The organism is Inquilinus sp. YAF38 (assembly GCF_052113205.1).
GTDB lineage: Bacteria > Pseudomonadota > Alphaproteobacteria > DSM-16000 > Inquilinaceae > Inquilinus.
In genome coordinates this window covers 1-15,533 of the sequence record NZ_JBFRCU010000098.1, presented here as the reverse complement: position 1 = coordinate 15,533, position 15,533 = coordinate 1, and the positions used below count along the sequence as shown (strand labels likewise).

Annotated in this window: 16 protein-coding genes; 7 read left to right on the top strand and 9 right to left on the bottom strand. The window is 70.7% G+C overall.

Annotation, left to right across the window (positions count from 1 at the left end; translation table 11 throughout):
* The first annotated feature begins 9 nt into the window (after positions 1-9).
* Positions 10-1,389 carry an ActS/PrrB/RegB family redox-sensitive histidine kinase gene (locus AB4Z01_RS30460; protein ID WP_441699987.1) on the top strand — a complete coding sequence of 460 codons (1,380 nt, stop codon included), beginning with the start codon at positions 10-12 and terminating at the stop codon, positions 1,387-1,389.
* Positions 1,386-1,973, top strand: a complete 588-nt coding sequence (locus tag AB4Z01_RS30455) for an ActR/PrrA/RegA family redox response regulator transcription factor (RefSeq protein WP_441699985.1) — start codon at positions 1,386-1,388, stop codon at positions 1,971-1,973. Before AB4Z01_RS30460 ends, AB4Z01_RS30455 begins: the two co-directional genes overlap by 4 nt.
* 174 nt (positions 1,974-2,147) lie before the next feature.
* Here AB4Z01_RS30455 and AB4Z01_RS30450 read toward each other — a convergent pair whose 3' ends face one another.
* The 4 genes from AB4Z01_RS30450 to AB4Z01_RS30435 all read right to left on the bottom strand — a co-directional run bounded on the left by AB4Z01_RS30450 (position 2,148) and on the right by AB4Z01_RS30435 (position 5,594).
* Positions 2,148-3,347 (bottom strand): aminoglycoside phosphotransferase family protein, encoded by a 1,200-nt coding sequence (locus AB4Z01_RS30450; RefSeq protein ID WP_441699984.1) that lies wholly within the window; start codon positions 3,345-3,347, stop codon positions 2,148-2,150.
* Between the two features lie 154 nt (positions 3,348-3,501).
* On the bottom strand, positions 3,502-3,696 hold the full coding sequence (locus tag AB4Z01_RS30445) for a hypothetical protein (RefSeq protein WP_441699983.1): 195 nt from the start codon (positions 3,694-3,696) through the stop codon (positions 3,502-3,504).
* Positions 3,697-3,936: 240 nt separating this feature from the next.
* Positions 3,937-4,803: an ABC transporter permease gene (locus tag AB4Z01_RS30440; protein WP_441699982.1), complete on the bottom strand. Its 867-nt coding sequence runs from the start codon at positions 4,801-4,803 to the stop codon at positions 3,937-3,939.
* A 2-nt stretch (positions 4,804-4,805) separates the two neighbouring features.
* Positions 4,806-5,594 (bottom strand): ABC transporter permease, encoded by a 789-nt coding sequence (locus AB4Z01_RS30435; protein ID WP_441699980.1) that lies wholly within the window; start codon positions 5,592-5,594, stop codon positions 4,806-4,808.
* A gap of 334 nt (positions 5,595-5,928) precedes the next feature.
* Here AB4Z01_RS30435 and AB4Z01_RS30430 point away from each other — a divergent pair, with 334 nt between their 5' ends.
* Positions 5,929-6,276, top strand: coding sequence for a BP74-related protein (locus tag AB4Z01_RS30430; protein WP_441699978.1), 348 nt, complete (start codon positions 5,929-5,931; stop codon positions 6,274-6,276).
* A gap of 30 nt (positions 6,277-6,306) precedes the next feature.
* On the opposite strand, the gene AB4Z01_RS30425 is transcribed toward AB4Z01_RS30430, so the two are convergent.
* The 4 genes from AB4Z01_RS30425 to AB4Z01_RS30410 form a co-directional block, all read right to left on the bottom strand.
* Entirely contained in the window at positions 6,307-7,392 is a 1,086-nt protein-coding gene (locus tag AB4Z01_RS30425; protein WP_441699977.1) for an ABC transporter ATP-binding protein, read from the bottom strand.
* Positions 7,380-9,086, bottom strand: a complete 1,707-nt coding sequence (locus AB4Z01_RS30420; RefSeq protein WP_441699975.1) for an ABC transporter permease — start codon at positions 9,084-9,086, stop codon at positions 7,380-7,382. Before AB4Z01_RS30420 ends, AB4Z01_RS30425 begins: the two co-directional genes overlap by 13 nt.
* Positions 9,087-9,274: 188 nt before the next feature.
* On the bottom strand, positions 9,275-10,264 hold the full coding sequence (locus AB4Z01_RS30415; RefSeq protein WP_441699973.1) for an ABC transporter substrate-binding protein: 990 nt from the start codon (positions 10,262-10,264) through the stop codon (positions 9,275-9,277).
* Between the two features lie 20 nt (positions 10,265-10,284).
* Positions 10,285-10,884 carry a histidine phosphatase family protein gene (locus tag AB4Z01_RS30410; protein WP_441699972.1) on the bottom strand — a complete coding sequence of 200 codons (600 nt, stop codon included), beginning with the start codon at positions 10,882-10,884 and terminating at the stop codon, positions 10,285-10,287.
* 68 nt (positions 10,885-10,952) lie between these two features.
* Here AB4Z01_RS30410 and AB4Z01_RS30405 point away from each other — a divergent pair, with 68 nt between their 5' ends.
* Positions 10,953-11,177, top strand: coding sequence for a hypothetical protein (locus AB4Z01_RS30405; protein WP_441699971.1), 225 nt, complete (start codon positions 10,953-10,955; stop codon positions 11,175-11,177).
* A 9-nt stretch (positions 11,178-11,186) separates the two neighbouring features.
* Here AB4Z01_RS30405 and AB4Z01_RS30400 read toward each other — a convergent pair whose 3' ends face one another.
* Positions 11,187-12,284, bottom strand: coding sequence for an MBL fold metallo-hydrolase (locus tag AB4Z01_RS30400; RefSeq protein WP_441699970.1), 1,098 nt, complete (start codon positions 12,282-12,284; stop codon positions 11,187-11,189).
* Positions 12,285-12,392: 108 nt separating this feature from the next.
* On the opposite strand from AB4Z01_RS30400, the gene AB4Z01_RS30395 reads away from it, so the two are divergent.
* From AB4Z01_RS30395 to AB4Z01_RS30385, 3 genes are all read left to right on the top strand, one after another.
* Complete coding sequence (locus AB4Z01_RS30395) at positions 12,393-13,454, top strand: LacI family DNA-binding transcriptional regulator (protein ID WP_441699968.1); 1,062 nt, start codon at positions 12,393-12,395, stop codon at positions 13,452-13,454.
* Between the two features lie 49 nt (positions 13,455-13,503).
* Entirely contained in the window at positions 13,504-15,099 is a 1,596-nt protein-coding gene (locus AB4Z01_RS30390) for a sugar ABC transporter ATP-binding protein (protein ID WP_441699967.1), read from the top strand.
* Positions 15,096-15,533, top strand: a 438-nt coding sequence (locus tag AB4Z01_RS30385) for an ABC transporter permease subunit (RefSeq protein ID WP_441699966.1), incomplete at its 3' end; no start/stop codon positions are given. The genes AB4Z01_RS30390 and AB4Z01_RS30385, both read left to right, overlap by 4 nt.

The window sequence follows — 15,533 nt, the reverse complement described above, 5'->3', positions numbered from 1 at the left end:
GGAGCGAGAATGGACGGACAAGGCGAAAATGACCAGGGGGCCGGGCTCGACCCGGCGGCGGAGGCCGGGCGCGACCCCGCACTGCGACCGCTGCCGGACGCACCCGACGCGATGCCCGGCCGCCGGATGCGGGCGCGGATCAGCCAGATCACCCTGATCAAGATCCGCTGGGTCGCCGTCGCCGGCCAGGCTGCCAGCATCCTGTTCGTGCATTACTGGCTGGACTATGCCCTGCCGCTGTGGCCGGCGCTGGCGATCGTCGCCATCTCGGTGGCGCTGAACGTCGCCGCCGTCGTCCAGGGCAAATGGCGGCTGCGCCTGGTGGAGCGGGATGCGGCGCTCTATCTCGGCTACGATATGAGCCAGCTGGTGGCGCTGCTGTTCCTCACCGGCGGTCTCTTGAACCCCTTCGTGGTGCTGATGCTGGCGCCGCTGACGGTGTCGGCCACGCTGCTCAGCTACCGCAGCACGATGACACTGACCGGCCTGGCCATCGCCGGCGTCGTGCTGCTGGCCTTCTGGCACTATCCGCTGCCGGGCGGCATGCCCTCCAGCGGGTCGCCCTACCATCTCGGCGTCGGGCTGGCGATGGGCATCTCCATCCTCTTCGTCTCGCATTACGTCTGGCAGGTCGCGGCCGACGCCCGGCAGGTGTCGGATGCCCTGGCCGCCACCCAGATGGCGCTGGAGCGCGAGCAGCGGATCTCGCTGCTGGGCGGCCTGGCCGCGGCGGCGGCGCATCAGCTGGGCACGCCGCTGGGCACCATCACCCTGATCGCGCGGGAGATGCGGCGCGACGTGCCGGCCGACCACCCGATGGCCGAGGACATCGCGCTGCTGGAGCAGGAGGTCGGCCGCTGCCGCGACATTCTGACCGAGCTGGCGCGACGGCCGGAGCCCGATGACGAGGATCCGTTCCGGCTGATGACCCTGCCGGCGCTGGCCGGGGCGGCGGCCGAAAGCTACCTGCATGCCGAGAACCGCCGCCTGTTCATCACCGCCGGCGAAGGCCCGCCGGGGCAGGCGCTGCTGCTGCGGCGGACGCCGGAATTGATCCACGGCCTGGGCAATCTGATCCAGAACGCGCTGCAATTCGCCCGTAACCGGGTCGAGATCGCCGCCGAATATGGATCGAAGACCGTGGTGCTGAAGATCATCGACGACGGCCCGGGCTTCCCGCTGGCGCTCCTCGGCCGGCTGGGCGAGCCCTATGTCTCCGGCCGCGGCGAGGACAGCGACCATATGGGTCTCGGCATCTTCATCGCGGCCACGCTGCTCGAGCACAGCGGGGCCCAATTATCCTTCTCGAATGGCCCCCAAGGGGGCGCGGTCATTGCAGTTGCGTGGCCGCGACACAAATTTGAGAGGAAAGAAAGGACCTGGTCATGACCGTTTCCCCTGCCACCCTCACCCCCGAACAGCCGGCGCCGCTGCCGGCGCGCGACGCCGCCAAAAGTCTTCTGATCGTCGACGACGACCTCGCCTTCCGCACCCGCCTGGCCCGCGCCATGGAGAAACGGGGCTTCGAGGTGGTGACCGCCGACGGCCTCGCCACCGGCATCGACCTGGCCCGCCGCGTCGCCCCCGCCTTCGCCGTGCTGGACCTGCGGCTGGGCGACGGCAACGGCCTGGACATCGTGCCGGTGCTGCATGAGGCGCGGCCGGACAGCCGGGTGATCATGCTGACCGGCTACGGCAACATCGCCACCGCGGTGGCCGCGGTGAAGGCCGGCGCCGTCGACTACCTGGCCAAGCCGACCGACGCCGACCAGATCGAGGCGGCTCTGCTGAATCCGGACGAGAAGCTGCCGCCGCCACCCGAGAACCCGATGTCAGCCGACCGGGTGCGGTGGGAGCACATCCAGCGTGTGTTCGAGCAGTGCGACCGCAACGTGTCGGAGACGGCGCGCCGGCTGAAGATGCACCGCCGCACCCTGCAGCGAATCCTGAACAAGCACGCCCCGCGCGCCTGACGGGGCCCATGCAGCCGATTAGCGATCCGTCGGCTGCTTTGACCGCCTCACCCGCTGCAGGGACCGTTCCCGAAGCCGTCATTGCGAGCGCAGCGAAGCAATCCAGGGGCTGTTGCGTGCGGCCCCTGGATTGCTTCGTCGGCTTCGCCTCCTCGCAATGACGATGAAGGTTATCTACCGATCGAGGATCGCCGCGGTCCGGCCCAGCCAGTCGGCGGGGTCGGTGCGGTGATAGACCCGCTCCGTCGGCTCGATGCGGTCCAGGAAGCCCTGGTAAATCACCGCCTGCCGGGCGGCGGCGATCGGGGAGAGGAGTGCCGCGGCCCGGTCGGGGTCGCTACCCGGCATCGCCGCGCGCCAACGTTCGTGCCAATGCGTCCGGACCGGCCCGACCGCCTCGTCCGGGATCCGGGTCAGGAAGGCCGGCTGGTCCAGCAGCGGATGGCCGACGCCGCTGTCGCCCCAGTCGAGCAGGGTGATCGCCGAGCCTTCGCCGCGGCAATTGCCGAGGTGGAAATCGCCATGCACCAGCGTGTCGTCCAGGCCGCAGGCGGCGATATCGGCGAAGCGGCGCGGCAGGCCTGACAGAAAACGGGTCAGGACCGCCCGTTCGGCAGCCGAAAGCTCGTTCGATGTCCGCTCCACCACCGCGGTGATCGCCGCCTCCAAGGCCGGCGCGCGCCAGTCCGGCAGGCCGAGCGCCAGCAGCTCCTCGGCCTGCCCCTGCCATGAGCGCTGCAGGCCGGTCAGCAGCGCCACCATGCCGAGCAACTGCGCCGGCCCGGCCTCGTACAGGTCGTCGCCCGGGATCTCGGCCAGCAGCACGCGGCCGCCCTCCTGCCCCAATAGCCGCGGCACCGGCCCTCCGGCCAGGCGTTCGAGCAGAGGGCCCTCATGCGCAAAGAAGGGCGGCACCACCTTCAGCCAGGCCACCTGCCCCTCGACCGGGATCCGCCAGATGCTGGACAGATTCCAGCTGCGGATCTGCACCGGCGCGCCCGCGGGCCACAGGCCGTGCCGGGCCAGCGCCTGCCGGGCCCAGTCCAGGTCCGCGGCGGGACCGCCGGGCCGGGCATAGGGCTGGCGCAGCGGCTGCTCGTCGAGCGTGCCGGCCCAGGGTTCGGCCGGCACCGGCCGAGCCACCTCGGCCAGATAGGTCACCGCGCCGCCATACGGTCGGTCGCGCTCGGTCTCCAACAGCCGCAGGATGGTGGCGTCGATGCCGAAGCGGTCGCGGACGGCGCGGACCACCGGCTCGACCTCCTGCCACCACGGCGTCGTCGCGGCGACCGGCGGCAGGATGYCGAGGACGCGGCCGTCCGGCGTTACCAGGACCAGGCGGGCGGTCCGCGGCGGGATCTCGGAAGAGGTCATCGATCGGTCCGGCGCAGCCTGTGACGAACCCGATCATGGCCGGACCGGCCAGCAAGTCCGGCTATGCCGCAACATGACGGCGGAACCCATGCCGCCGATCCGGGTCGCGCCGCTTGATTTCGCCGCGATGCAATATGTCGGATCTAATGCCGCTTCAATGACGGGCGGTGTGGTCCCGCAGCACGTCGGCGATGAAGGTGTTGGCCAGGTCCGACGACGCTTCCGGGTGACGTCTGCGGAACGCCTCCAGCGCGGCGTCGCAGGCCGTCCATTCGTCAGCGCCGGCGGCGCGGCGCGACTCATAGGCGCTGATCACAATGTCGCTGGTGGAAGGTATGGCCTGGCCCACGGAACCTCTCCCTTGCGCAATTCGATGCCTGACGCGGCGAAACAATCCGGCGGGTAGAGCTATCAACATTGCACTGCACAATACGTTCCCTGTCCAGTCGATTCTTCGGGTGAAATCTGGATGACCCACTGCTGAAATCGATACAATTTTGAATAAAGCGCCGTCGTCCGGAGGCCCAGGACAATATCCGGAATGATGAGGCCGAGATCACGACAAGATCATGTCCGATATTCGTCGGACCTAGGGCTTCAAGCGCCAGCCGCGGGCGATCAGCAGGGCCGCGCAGGCCCACAGGACGATGCCGCCGACCGCCAGCACGGCGAGGCTGCGGCCGACCGGCTCGGCACCCGAGCCGCCGAAGGCGATGCGGGCGGCGTCGATGGCGTAATAGACCGGGTTCAGCATCACCACAACGGCCAGCGGCTCGGGCAGCAGCGCCACCGGCGCGAACACGCCGGACAGGAAGGTCACCGGGATCAGCAGGAAGCCGAAGAAGGCGGCAGCCTGGTCCCATTTCTCCGCCCACAGCCCGACCAGCGTGCCGGCGGCGGCCAGCAGGAAGGCGCCGAGCAGCAGCACCAGGGCCAGCAGCGCCGGGTCGGCGACGCCGGTGCCGGCGGCCAGCAGCAGCGCCGCCAGACAGGGCAGGCCGGTGACGAGGCCCGAGGCGGTGCCGGCCAGGGCATAGCCGGCCGCCACCTCCCAGGGCGCCAGCGGCGGCATCAGGATGTCGCCGACCAGCCGTTCGACCTTGAGGAAGGTGATGCTGTAGACCGTGGCCTCGGCGKCGCGCAGGATCACGACATAGACCACCAGCCCGGGCGCCAGGAACGGCAGCAGCCCGCCGGGCCCGGCCCAGGCGGGCGCTCCGGCCGCATCCCCCGTCGCCTCGCCCGAGGCGACGGCGAACACCGCGACATACAGCAGGATCGAGAAGGTCGGGGCGACCACCGTCTCCGGCCAATCCTTCAGATAGGCCCGGAACTCGCGCCGGAACAGCGTGGCCAGGCCGAGCCAGTGCACCGCGCCGAAGCGCCGGACCGGGCGGGCCGCCCCCGCTGGCCGCGCCGGCCCCGCTGGGCGCACCACCGCCGCCGGAAGCTGCATCGCTACGCCTTCAGCTTGTAGCCAGTAGCGAGCATGCGCAGCAGCAGCGCTAGCAGCGCGGCGTTGACGCCGAGCAGCACCAGGATGCCGATCGCCAGGGTGCCGTCGCTGACGCCGATGAAGCCGTAGCGGAAGCCGTCGATCATGTAGAAGAACGGGTTGAGATGGGCGACGAAGTGCCAGGCTGGCGGCAGCCGGTCGAGCGAGTAGAAGGTGCCGGACAGGAAGGCCAGCGGCGTGACCACGAAGTTGGTGACGGCGGCGATGTGGTCGAACTTCTCCGACCAGATGCCGCCGATGGCGCCGAGCAGGGCCAGCATCATCGACGCGGCGAGGCCGTGGAACAGCACGAAGCCGGGATGGACCGGGTCGATCGGCACGAAGATCCGGATCGCGGCCCAGGTCACCGTCCCGACCAGCAGGCCGCGGACGACGCCTCCTGCAACATAGCCGGCCGCCAGCTCGGCCGGTGCCAGGGGCGGCATCAGCACGTCGACGATGTTGCCCTGGATCTTGGCGATCATCAGCGAGGAGGAGGTGTTGGCGAAGGCGTTCTGCGCCATCGCCATCATGATCAGCCCCGGCGCCAGGAACTGCAGGAACGGCACCCCGGCGGCCTGGCGCGTGGCGCCGCCGAGGGCGAGGGTGAAGATGGCATAGAACAGCAGGGTGGTGACGACCGGGGCGGCGATCGTCTGGGTCGCGACCTTGAGGAAGCGGTGGACCTCCTTGGCGGTCAGGGTCCACAGGCCGATCCAGTTGATGCGGCCGATCGGGCGGGGCTGCGGCATGGGCGTTCGTATTGGCGGCGGGCGCGCGACCATAGCCCGCCCCGCCGCGGCCGGCAAACGACGGCGTCAGACCGACTCTCCCGCAAGCGAGACCTGTTCACAGCGCCCCGACCGTCATTGCGAGGAGGCGAAGCCGACGAAGCAATCCAGAACCGGCGCGTGTGGCCATGAGCCCGGTATCGATATTTGGGATACAACTAAATATTGCATAAAATATTATTCTTTATTCAAGATTCAGCAATTGACTCATGACAAGCGCACACATACCTTAATTATCAAGTTTGATTTACCAGTAGATTTATCATTGTAACTTAATAACTCTAGGAGAATGAAAATGCCTGCCTTCTTCGCATTCATGCAACAGTCAAGCCCGGGCGTGGAATTCATCATCCAGCTCAATGACGACAACAAAATACAAAAAGCTCGTGACATCCTGTCTGGAAAGGAACAACAGGAAATTCACGTTCACGGGCGGCTCATCAAACGGTCGCAGCCCTACAACCCGAGATTTAATTTTTATCTCGATCCCGACTCGATCAGCTTCTTTTCCCAGGCGATCGAGGTCTGCGACGCGAACATGATGTATGTGGAAGACCATCTCGACGAGGCCTGCGGCGCCTTCCTGCCGGGATGCCATTGGTGTCCCTGGGACTCGCGGCTGACCCGCGAGGTCACGCCGTAACCGGCGACGTTCACTGCGGCGGCGGAGCCGTTACTCCGCCGCCATCGCCCCGGCGCCGGATTCCGACGGCATCAGCCAGCCATCCTCGACCCGCAGGCGCAGGGCCGCGCCCTCCTCCGGCGGCGGGCCGCGATGGGCGACGCGCAGCACCCGGCCGGGAGCGGCATCCGGCCGGCAATGCAGGATGGTGACCGCGCCCTCGAACACGGCACGATCGAGCCGGACCGGGATGCCCTCGGCCGGATCGACCGCCAGCCCCTCGGCCCGCAGGCAAGCGGTCTGCGACGGTGTGTGCGCACCCGCGCCGCCGCGCAGCCGCACCGCATGGCCCCAGAGCTCGGCGGCACACAGGCCGGGGCCGGCGCCGCCGCGCCAGGTCACCGGCACCACCATGCCGCGGCCGACGAAATCCGCCACCATCGCCGTCGCCGGCTCGGCATAGAGTTGCCGCGGCGGCGCCACCTGCTGCAGCCTTCCGTGGTCCATCACCGCGATCCGGTCGGCCAGCGCCATCGCCTCGGCCTGGTCGTGCGTGACATAGACCACGGTGGCGCCGAGCTGGCGGTGCAGCCGGCGGAACTCCGCCTGCAGCGCGTCGCGCAGATGCACGTCGAGATTGGCCAGCGGCTCGTCCATCAGCACCAGCGCCGGCGCCATCGCCAGGCAGCGGGCCAAGGCGACGCGCTGGCGCTGGCCGCCGGACAGTACGTCCGGCCGGGCCTCGGCGCGGTCGGTCAGGCCGACCGCCGCCAACGCCTGGTCGGCCTGTCGCGTCCGCTCCGCCGCCGGCAGCCGGCGGATGCGGAGCGCATAATCGACATTCTCGCGCACGGTCATGTGCGGCCACAGCGCGTAGGACTGGAACACCATGCCGATGCCGCGCTCCTCCGCGGGCACCATCGTCCCGCCCCCCGCCACCACCCGGCCGCCGATCCGGATCGTGCCGGCATCGGGCGCGTCGAAGCCGGCGAGCAGGCGCAGCAGCGTGGTCTTGCCGCAGCCGGACGGCCCGAGCAGCGCCAGGAACTCGCCCTGCGCCACCTGCAGCCCGACGCCGTCGACCGCGACGCGCGGGCCGAAGCGCCGGACGACGCCTTCGATGTCTACGGCAGCCATGGCAGCGATCCCCTGGGCAGGCGGCGGGCAAACAAGGTGGCGATGCCGGCGAGGCCGAGCGTGACCAGCACGGTCAGCACTGCGATGGCCGAGGCGGCGGTGGCGGCGCCTTCCGCCTGCAGCGAGAACACCATCACCCCGACCGTCTCGCTGCCCCGCGACCAGAGGAGGGCCGAGACCGTCAGCTCGTTGAAGGCGGTCAGGAACACCAGGATGGCGCCGGTCGCGACCGCGGGCGCCACGGCCGGCAGCAGGATGCCAGCGAGGCGCCGCGGCCCGCGGGCGCCGGCCAGCCGTGCCGCCTCCTCCGGCGCCGGGTCGGCCTGGGCGATCGCCGCCGCCACCGGCCGCAGCGCCAGCGCCAGGAAGCGGCCGAGATAGGCCACCAGGATGATCCACAGCGTGCCGTACAGGCTGACCCCGAGCAGCGGCAGCGGCCGCAGCAGCAGCAGGATCGCGGCGATCGCGGTCAGCACGCCGGGAAGCGCATAGGGCAGGTCGGCCAGGGTGTCGAGCCAGCGCATCGTCCGCCAGCGCCGCGCCTCGGCGTAATAGGCCAGGACCAGCCCGACCGCGGCCGTGGCCAGCGCCGCCGCCGCGGCCAGCAGCGCGCTGTTGAGGAAGGCGCGGCGGGTGGCGTCGTGCTGGAACAGGATGTAGCCGAACTGGTCGAGGCTGGCGGTGGCGAAGGTCAGATCCACCCCCAGCGCCGGCACCAGGGCCGAGGCCAGCAGGGCCAGGAGGGGCGCGACCGAGAGCACGCCGACGATCAGCCACAGCGCCGCCTCGACCCAGGGCCGGCCCCGGCCGAGCGGCAGCACTGGCCCGGTCGGGCCAGTGCTGACCAGGACGGGCGCCCGGGCCGCGGCCCAGCGCTGCAGCCCGAGGCCCAGCGCCGCCAGTACGGCCAGCACCAGGGCCAGCGCCGCCACCTCGCCCAGGACCGACGGGCCGAAGCCGCTGAGCCGCTGGTAGATCAGCGTGGTCAGCACGCTGTAGCGGCCGGGGATGCCGAGCAGCGCCGGCACGCCGAAATTGCCGATCGCCGAGACGAAGGCCAAAGCGGCGCCGGCCACGAAGGCCGGGCGCAGCAGCGGCAGCAGGATGCCGGGCAGGATCCGCGGCCCCCGGGCGCCGGCGGCGCGCGCGGCCTCGACCAGGTCGCAGGGCAGGCCGCGGATGGCGGCGGTGACGGCGAGGAAGACCAGCGCCGCATGCTCCAGCCCCATGATCCAGACCACCCCGCCGCCGGAATAGAGCGGGTGGTTCGGCCAGCGGCCGGTGACGGCGTCGAGCACGGCCCTGGCCGGCGTGCCGGCATCGAGCAGCCGGATCCAGGCCAGCGCGGCGATCTGCGGCGGGATCAGCATCGGCAGCAGGCACAGCAGCGCCAGCACGCCGCGGCGGCGGATGTCGGTCAGGCCGATGGCGAGCGCCAGGCCGCCGCCGACGATCACCGAGACCAGGGTCGAGCCGAGGCCGGAGACCAGAGTGTTCTGCAGCGCCCGCAGCGTCGCCCGGCCGCCGAGCATGGCCAGCGCCGCCTCCGGCTGCGCCAGCCCTTCGGCGAACAGGCGCAGCATCGGCAGGGCGCAGACCAGCAGCACATAGGCGCCGGCGGCCCCGGCCAGGACCGGATCGCCCCAGCGGCGGGGGTGGAAAGCTGCTGGAGTCGGTGCCAGGGAATCGGTCACGGGCGCGCTGGAACTGCGATCGACGATCTCGGAGCCTCCGCGTTTAGACCATCGTGCCGGCCAAGCCCATGCTTCTTCCTGTCATTGCGGGCTTGACCCGGCAATCCAGAAGATGTCGAGACCCTCTGGATGCCCGGGTCAAGCCCGGGCATGACAAAGAAGGGAAGGCCGGACGCGGGTGGCCTGTCTCACCCGCCGAAGGCGTCGCTGAACTTGCGCTTGTTCTCGTCGACGCCCTTGGCCAGGGTCTCGGCCGAGACCGGCATCAGCTTCAGCGCCGACGCCGCCGGGCGGCCGGGCGGCAGCGCGACGCCGGGCTTGCCCGGGATGTAGCCCTGCTTGGCCATGTAGGCCTGGCCGTCATCCGACAGCAGCCAGTTGACGAAGGTCTTGGCGTCGGCGACGTCGTCGGCCGACTTCAGGATCGCCACCGGCTCGGTCACCACCGACACGCCGTCGGCCGGATAGACGAAGTCGACCGGCGAGCCCTTGGCCTTGGCGTTCAGCGCCATGAAGTCGACGATGATGCCGTAGCTCTTCTGGCCGGTGGCCACCGCCTCCATCACCGTGCCGTTGCCCTGGCCGGCGACCGCGCCGTTCGCGGCCAGCTTGTCGAGATAGTCCCAGCCCATGTCGGGCTGCGCCGCGACCGTGCCGACATGGATCACCGCCGCGCCGGAATAGAGCGGGCTGGCCATGATCACCTGGTCCTTGGCCGCGGCCGACAGCAGGTCGTTCCAGGATTTCGGCGCCGGCGCGCCGGACTTGGTGTTCCAGGCGATGCCGGTCGGGATCAGCTTGGTGCCGAAATAGGTCTTGTCCGGATCGGCGAAGCCGTCGGGGAAACCGGCGATCGGCGCATCGGCATAGGCCAGCAGGCGGCCGTCATCCTTGAGCTGCTGCATCGCCACCGCGTCGGCGATGAACACGACGTCGGGCTGCGGCGACCCGGCCGCGAATTCCGCCTGCAGCTTGTTCAGCACCTCGGTTGTGCCGGAGCGGAAGAACTCGACCTTCACCTCCGGATGCGCCTTGTTGAATTGGGCGACCAGCGCCGTCATCGCCTCGTTCGGGGTCGAGGTGTAGATCATCAGCGATCCCGGCACGGCGAACGCCGCGGCGGAGACGGTGGCCAGAACGGCGGATGTCGCGGCGGCGAGCAGAAGGCGGGTCAGCATGTGCGTCGATCCCAAGGATTTTAGACAATGGCTGGGGTGCTAGCAGGTTCCGGTTGCAGTTTCATGACCGGTTCGACTTGCCAGGATAAGCCTGCAGCCCCCGGCGGCGTGAATCGCATCGGCACGGCGTTGCCGACGCCCTTGGTCTCGAAGCCCAGCCCCAGCCGGTCGCGCAGCACCCGCATGATGCCGGCATGGGCGACGATCAGCAGGGCCGCAGGCCCGGCGAGCGGCGCCGGCCCGGCGGCGAGGATCGGCCGGCAGGCGACCCAGGCGCGGTCCCGGAACGCTTCCCAGCTCTCGCCGCCCTCGGGGACCATGAAATAGTCCGGCCGGTCGACGACCAGCCGGCCCTCCCATTCGCCCCAATGGCGCTCGACCAGACCCGGATCGGCCGCGACCGGCAGACAAAGCGCCCCGGCCACGATCTCGGCCGTGCGCAGCGCCCGGCGCTGCGGGCTGGCGACGATCCGGCCGATGCCCGAACCGGCCAGGGCGATGGCGGCCTCGCGCGCCTGGGCCTCGCCCAGCTGGGTCAGCGCGGCATCGGTGCTGCCGGCGATCACCCGGTCGCGATTGGCGGTGCTCTGGCCGTGGCGCAGGAACAGGAAGGGCTGCATCGATCTGAATCGTCCCTATGTTATAGAATGCGATCGGATGTCACGGTATCCGCAGGGTCGGGTGCGCTATGGACGAGAAGACGGACAATCTGGTGCTGGAGCATCTGCGGGCGATCCGGACCGATCTTGCCGAGGTGAAGACCGATCTGCGCGAGGTCAAGACCAGGCTCGGCTTGCTGGAAGGGCAGGTGGCGAGCCTGTTCGGGCAATATGCCGTCCTCTCGAATCGCATCGACCGCCAAGGCGACGATATCGAGCAGATCCGAAAGCGCCTGAACCTCGTCGAGGCCTGATCCGCTCCATCAGATCTCCACCGTCTCCTCGACGGCAATCCGGGCGGGAGCGAAGGCCTTGGCCCAGGCGGCGCGGTGCCTGGCGTCGCCGAAGGCCGGCACCACCACCTCGGCCCCGAGCGTCTTCGCCAGCGCCGCGTTCTGCGACAGCCGCGGATGCACCGGCCAGCGCAGTTCCATCGCCCGGCCCTCCTCCACCGCCCGGCGCGCCGGGGTGCCGGCGGCGACATAGCCGGTGGCGACCGCCGGGCCGTCCCCACGGCCCCAGCCCTCGAGCAGCGGCTTGGCGGCGCCGCCGGTGGCGTTCGGCTTGGCGGCGATGATCGCCCGCTCCGGCGGCGGCTCGACCGACTCGATCGGCTCGAGCCGGCTGCGCAGCGAATCCAGCATCGTGCCGGCGCCGGGCCGCAGCCAGGCGGAGTCGTCGATCAGCCGGTCGATCATCGCCCGGTTGGCGTCGCACACCGCCGGCTTGCGCTCATGTGCCGCCGCGGCGGCCAGCGCCATCTCCGGCCCGCGCCCGCCGGCCGGGGCCAGCAGCAGCGAGCGCTTCGCGGCAAAGACCGGGGCGTACGCGGCCAGGCGTTGCTCGTGCGGCGTGTCATCGTCGCCATAGGAGGCATCGAGGATGGCAACCCGCGCCGCCGGCGGCTCCGCGTCGACGGCGAAGAGCACGGAATCGAACGCCATGTCGCCAGCATAGAACAGCCCGCCGCCGATCGCGAGATGCAGCCACACCCCGCCCGGCGCATGGCCGGAGCGGCCGCAGGTGACCGTGAGGTCCCCGGCCAGCCGATTGCGGCCGAGGACCAGCGGCCGGCGGTCGGCCGGCGATCCCTCGGGCAGCGCCTGCAGCACCGGCGGGGTGGCGTAGACCGGCACCGGCCCGAACCGGTCCGCCGCCTCCGGCAGCGCCTCGACATGATCGGGATGGGCATGGCTTAGCAGGATCGCGTCGATCGGGCCGAGGCCGGACAGGTCGGGCCGCATGTCCTCGTCCGGCCCGGCGCCGCAATCGAGCAGCAGGCGCAACCCGGCCGCCTGCACCAGGAAGCAGGCGGGGCCCTTGCCCCCGACCCCCGAGATCGCCCGCACGCTCGCCGCCATCGGATCCTCCAGATCGCGAACCCTGCCTAAACGGGAACGATGCGGGACGCCACTCCGTCCTCCGCACGGGTGCCTTGACTCCAATATGAAACGTTTCATAGTGGACGCATGTCGCAGCGTAAGACGACGATCAGGGAGGTCGCATCGCGCGCCGGGGTCTCGCTCGGCACGGCATCCAACGTGTTCAACGGCAAGGCCGGGGTCGCGGCCGAAAGCCGCCGGCGGGTGCTGGAGGCGGCCGATGCGCTGGGCTATCGCCCGAACAGCCTGGCTGCCGGGCTGCGCCGCCAGCGCACCCGCACCATCGGGCTGGTGGTGCCCGACGTGCTGAACATCGTGTTCAACGAGCTGGTCGAGCATCTCGAGAACATCGCCCTGTCGCAGAGCTACGAGGTGATCATCGTCACCTCGCGCGAGGACCCGGAGCGGGAGCACGAGCGGGTGCGGGCGCTGCTGTCGCGGCGTGTCGACGGGCTGGTCATCATCCCGACCCGCGACTGGTCGGCGACCGAGCGCGAGATGCGGCACCACCGCATCCCGGTGGTGGTGCTGGACCGGGTCGCGGCGCAGGACCATTTCCCCTCCGTCGCCGTCGACAACGCCGCCGCCACCCGGCTGGGCACCGAGCATCTGCTGGGGCTGGGCCACCGCGACCTCGCCTTCGTCATCAACTCCACCCGTCTCTGGAACAGCGCCGCACGGGTCGAGGGCTTCCTGGCGGCGATGCGCGCCGCCGGGCTGGAACAGCGGGCCCGCGTGCTGCTGCCGGGCATGACCGAGGAGGAGACGCGGGCCGGAGTGCTGCCGATCCTCACCTCGGCCAAACGGCCGACCGCGGTGTTCACCGGCAGCAACGTTGCCACGCTGGGTGTGCTGCGGGCGATGCAGGATGCCGGGATGTCGATCCCGCAGGACCTGTCGCTGCTGGCCTTCGATGATTTCGCCTGGCTGACCGTGCTGCGCCCCTTCGTCAGCGCCATCCGGCAGCCGACCGAGGCGCTGGCCGGCCATGCCTGGCGGATCCTGACCGCGGCCTTCGAGGCGCCGGACCGGCCGGCGGAGCATATCCGCCTGCCGGCGCCGCTGATCACGCGCGAGACCACAGCTGCGCCGCCTGGCAAGGCGCGCCGGATGATGAAAGCGGACACGGTGGACGGGGCGTCGCCCTGAACCGCCGGGCCGGACGGCGAAGCCGCCGGCGATAAGAGAGGGAGGAGAGGTGTCGAGTTCAGCCGTAGAGACCAGCCCGGCCGCCGTCACGCCGGTGCTGCGGGCCGCCCGCATCGGCAAGGCTTTCGCCGGGGTGTCGGTGCTGCACAGCGTCGGCCTGGAATTGTTCGCAGGCGAGATCCACGCCCTGATGGGCGAGAACGGGGCCGGCAAGTCGACCCTGATGAAGATCCTGGCCGGCATCCACGGCGACTATGACGGCACCATCCTGGTCGATGGCGTGCCGCGCCAGTTCGCCGGGGTGCGCGATGCCGAGGAGGCGGGGGTCGGCATCATCCACCAGGAGCTGAACCTGGTGCCGGGCATGACCGTGGCCGAGAACATCTTCCTGGGCCGCGAACCGCTGCGCGGCGGCATCTTCGTCGACGGCCCCGCCCTGCGCGCGGCGGCGGCGCAACTGATCCGCCGGCTGGGCATCGCCGTCGACCCGGAGGCGCGGGTCGGCAGCCTGCGGGTCGGCGAGCAGCAGCTGGTCGAGATCGCCAAGGCGCTGTCGCTGGACACCCGCATCCTGATCATGGACGAGCCGACCTCGGCCCTGTCGCAAGCGGAATGCGCCACCCTGTTCGCGGTGGTGCGGCAGCTGGCGCGCGACGGAGTCGCGGTCGTCTACATCTCGCACCGGATGGACGAGGTGATGGAGCTGGCCGACCGCGTCACCATCCTGCGCGACGGCCGCCATGTCGTCACCGCCCCGATCGCCGCGCTGACGCGGGAGCGGATCATCGCCCATATGGTCGGGCGCGAGCTGGCCACGGCGGCGCATCCGCCCGGGCGTGGTGGCGGCGGCGGAACGCCGGTGCTGAGCGTGCGCGACCTGTCGCTGGAGGTGCCGGGTCGGCGCGGCGGCTGGCGCCGGGTGCTGGACGGCGTCGGCTTCGACCTGCAGCCCGGCGAGATCCTGGGCATCGCCGGCCTGCTCGGCGCCGGCCGCACCGAGATCCTGGAGACCATCTTCGGGTCCGCCCGCGGCCGCCGCGGCGGCACGGTCGGGATCGATGGCGCGCCGGTGGCGATCGACGACCCGACGGCGGCCAAGCGCCATGGACTGGCGCTGGTGACCGAAGACCGCAAGGTCACCGGCCTGCAGCTCGGCGCATCGATCCGCGACAACCTGGCCCTGCCCTCACTCCCCCTCCTGGCGCGGCTCGGCCTGCGCCGCTTCGGCCGCGAGGCGGAGCTGGCGCGCGGCACCATCGGTCGGCTGGGCGTGCGCTGCACCGGGCCGCAGCAGCCGGCCGGGCGCCTGTCCGGCGGCAACCAGCAGAAGGTGGTGATCGGCAAGTGGCTGGCCACCGCGCCGCGCGTGCTGCTGCTGGACGAGCCGACCCGCGGCATCGATGTCGGCGCCAAGAAGGAGATCTACGACCTGGTCTTCGCCCTGGCCGACCAGGGCATCGCCGTCCTGCTCGTCTCCTCCGAGCTGCCGGAGCTGCTGCTGCTCGCCGACCGCATCCTGGTGATGTGCGAGGGCAGGCAGACCGGCCTGCTGCCCCGCGCCGAGGCCAGCCAGGAGGCGATCATGGATCTCGCTTCCCCCCGCGCCGCCCGCCCCGTTTCCCGAGCCGCCGAGACCGTGCCATGAGCGTCCTGCGCCTGCTGTCCCGCACCAAGCTGTATTGGGGCCTGCTGGTCATCCTGTTGATCGGCATCGCCTTCTCGCCGGTCAGCGGCAGTGGCCGCAACATCTTCCTGTCCTACGGCAACCTGACCGACGTGCTGCGCCAGGTGTCGATCACCGGCCTGGTCGCGGTCGGCATGACCGTAGTGATCCTGATCGCCGGCATCGACCTGTCGGTCGGGTCGGTGATGGCCTTCGGCACGGTGCTGACCGCGACGCTGCTGACCGAGGCGGGCTGGACCAGCGCCGCCACCGTCGCCGTGCCCGCCGCCATCCTGGTCGCCTTCGCTGCCGCCTTCCTGCTGGTCCGCTTCCTCGGCCGCGGGCTGCGGCACACCGAGGGGCCGGTCGGCGCCCGGCGGCGGCCCGGGCACGACCCGCTGCGCGACGGCTGGGTG

What these genes read in the sequence shown, in the direction of transcription:
- AB4Z01_RS30460 (WP_441699987.1), top strand. Translation starts at nt 10, where the DNA reads ATGGACGGACAAGGCGAAAATGACCAGGGGGCCGGGCTCGACCCGGCG.
- AB4Z01_RS30455 (WP_441699985.1), top strand. Translation starts at nt 1,386, where the DNA reads ATGACCGTTTCCCCTGCCACCCTCACCCCCGAACAGCCGGCGCCGCTG.
- AB4Z01_RS30435 (WP_441699980.1), bottom strand. Translation starts at nt 5,594, where the DNA reads ATGCCGCAGCCCCGCCCGATCGGCCGCATCAACTGGATCGGCCTGTGG.
- AB4Z01_RS30430 (WP_441699978.1), top strand. Translation starts at nt 5,929, where the DNA reads ATGCCTGCCTTCTTCGCATTCATGCAACAGTCAAGCCCGGGCGTGGAA.
- AB4Z01_RS30425 (WP_441699977.1), bottom strand. Translation starts at nt 7,392, where the DNA reads ATGGCTGCCGTAGACATCGAAGGCGTCGTCCGGCGCTTCGGCCCGCGC.
- AB4Z01_RS30415 (WP_441699973.1), bottom strand. Translation starts at nt 10,264, where the DNA reads ATGCTGACCCGCCTTCTGCTCGCCGCCGCGACATCCGCCGTTCTGGCC.
- AB4Z01_RS30410 (WP_441699972.1), bottom strand. Translation starts at nt 10,884, where the DNA reads ATGCAGCCCTTCCTGTTCCTGCGCCACGGCCAGAGCACCGCCAATCGC.
- AB4Z01_RS30405 (WP_441699971.1), top strand. Translation starts at nt 10,953, where the DNA reads ATGGACGAGAAGACGGACAATCTGGTGCTGGAGCATCTGCGGGCGATC.
- AB4Z01_RS30400 (WP_441699970.1), bottom strand. Translation starts at nt 12,284, where the DNA reads ATGGCGGCGAGCGTGCGGGCGATCTCGGGGGTCGGGGGCAAGGGCCCC.
- AB4Z01_RS30395 (WP_441699968.1), top strand. Translation starts at nt 12,393, where the DNA reads ATGTCGCAGCGTAAGACGACGATCAGGGAGGTCGCATCGCGCGCCGGG.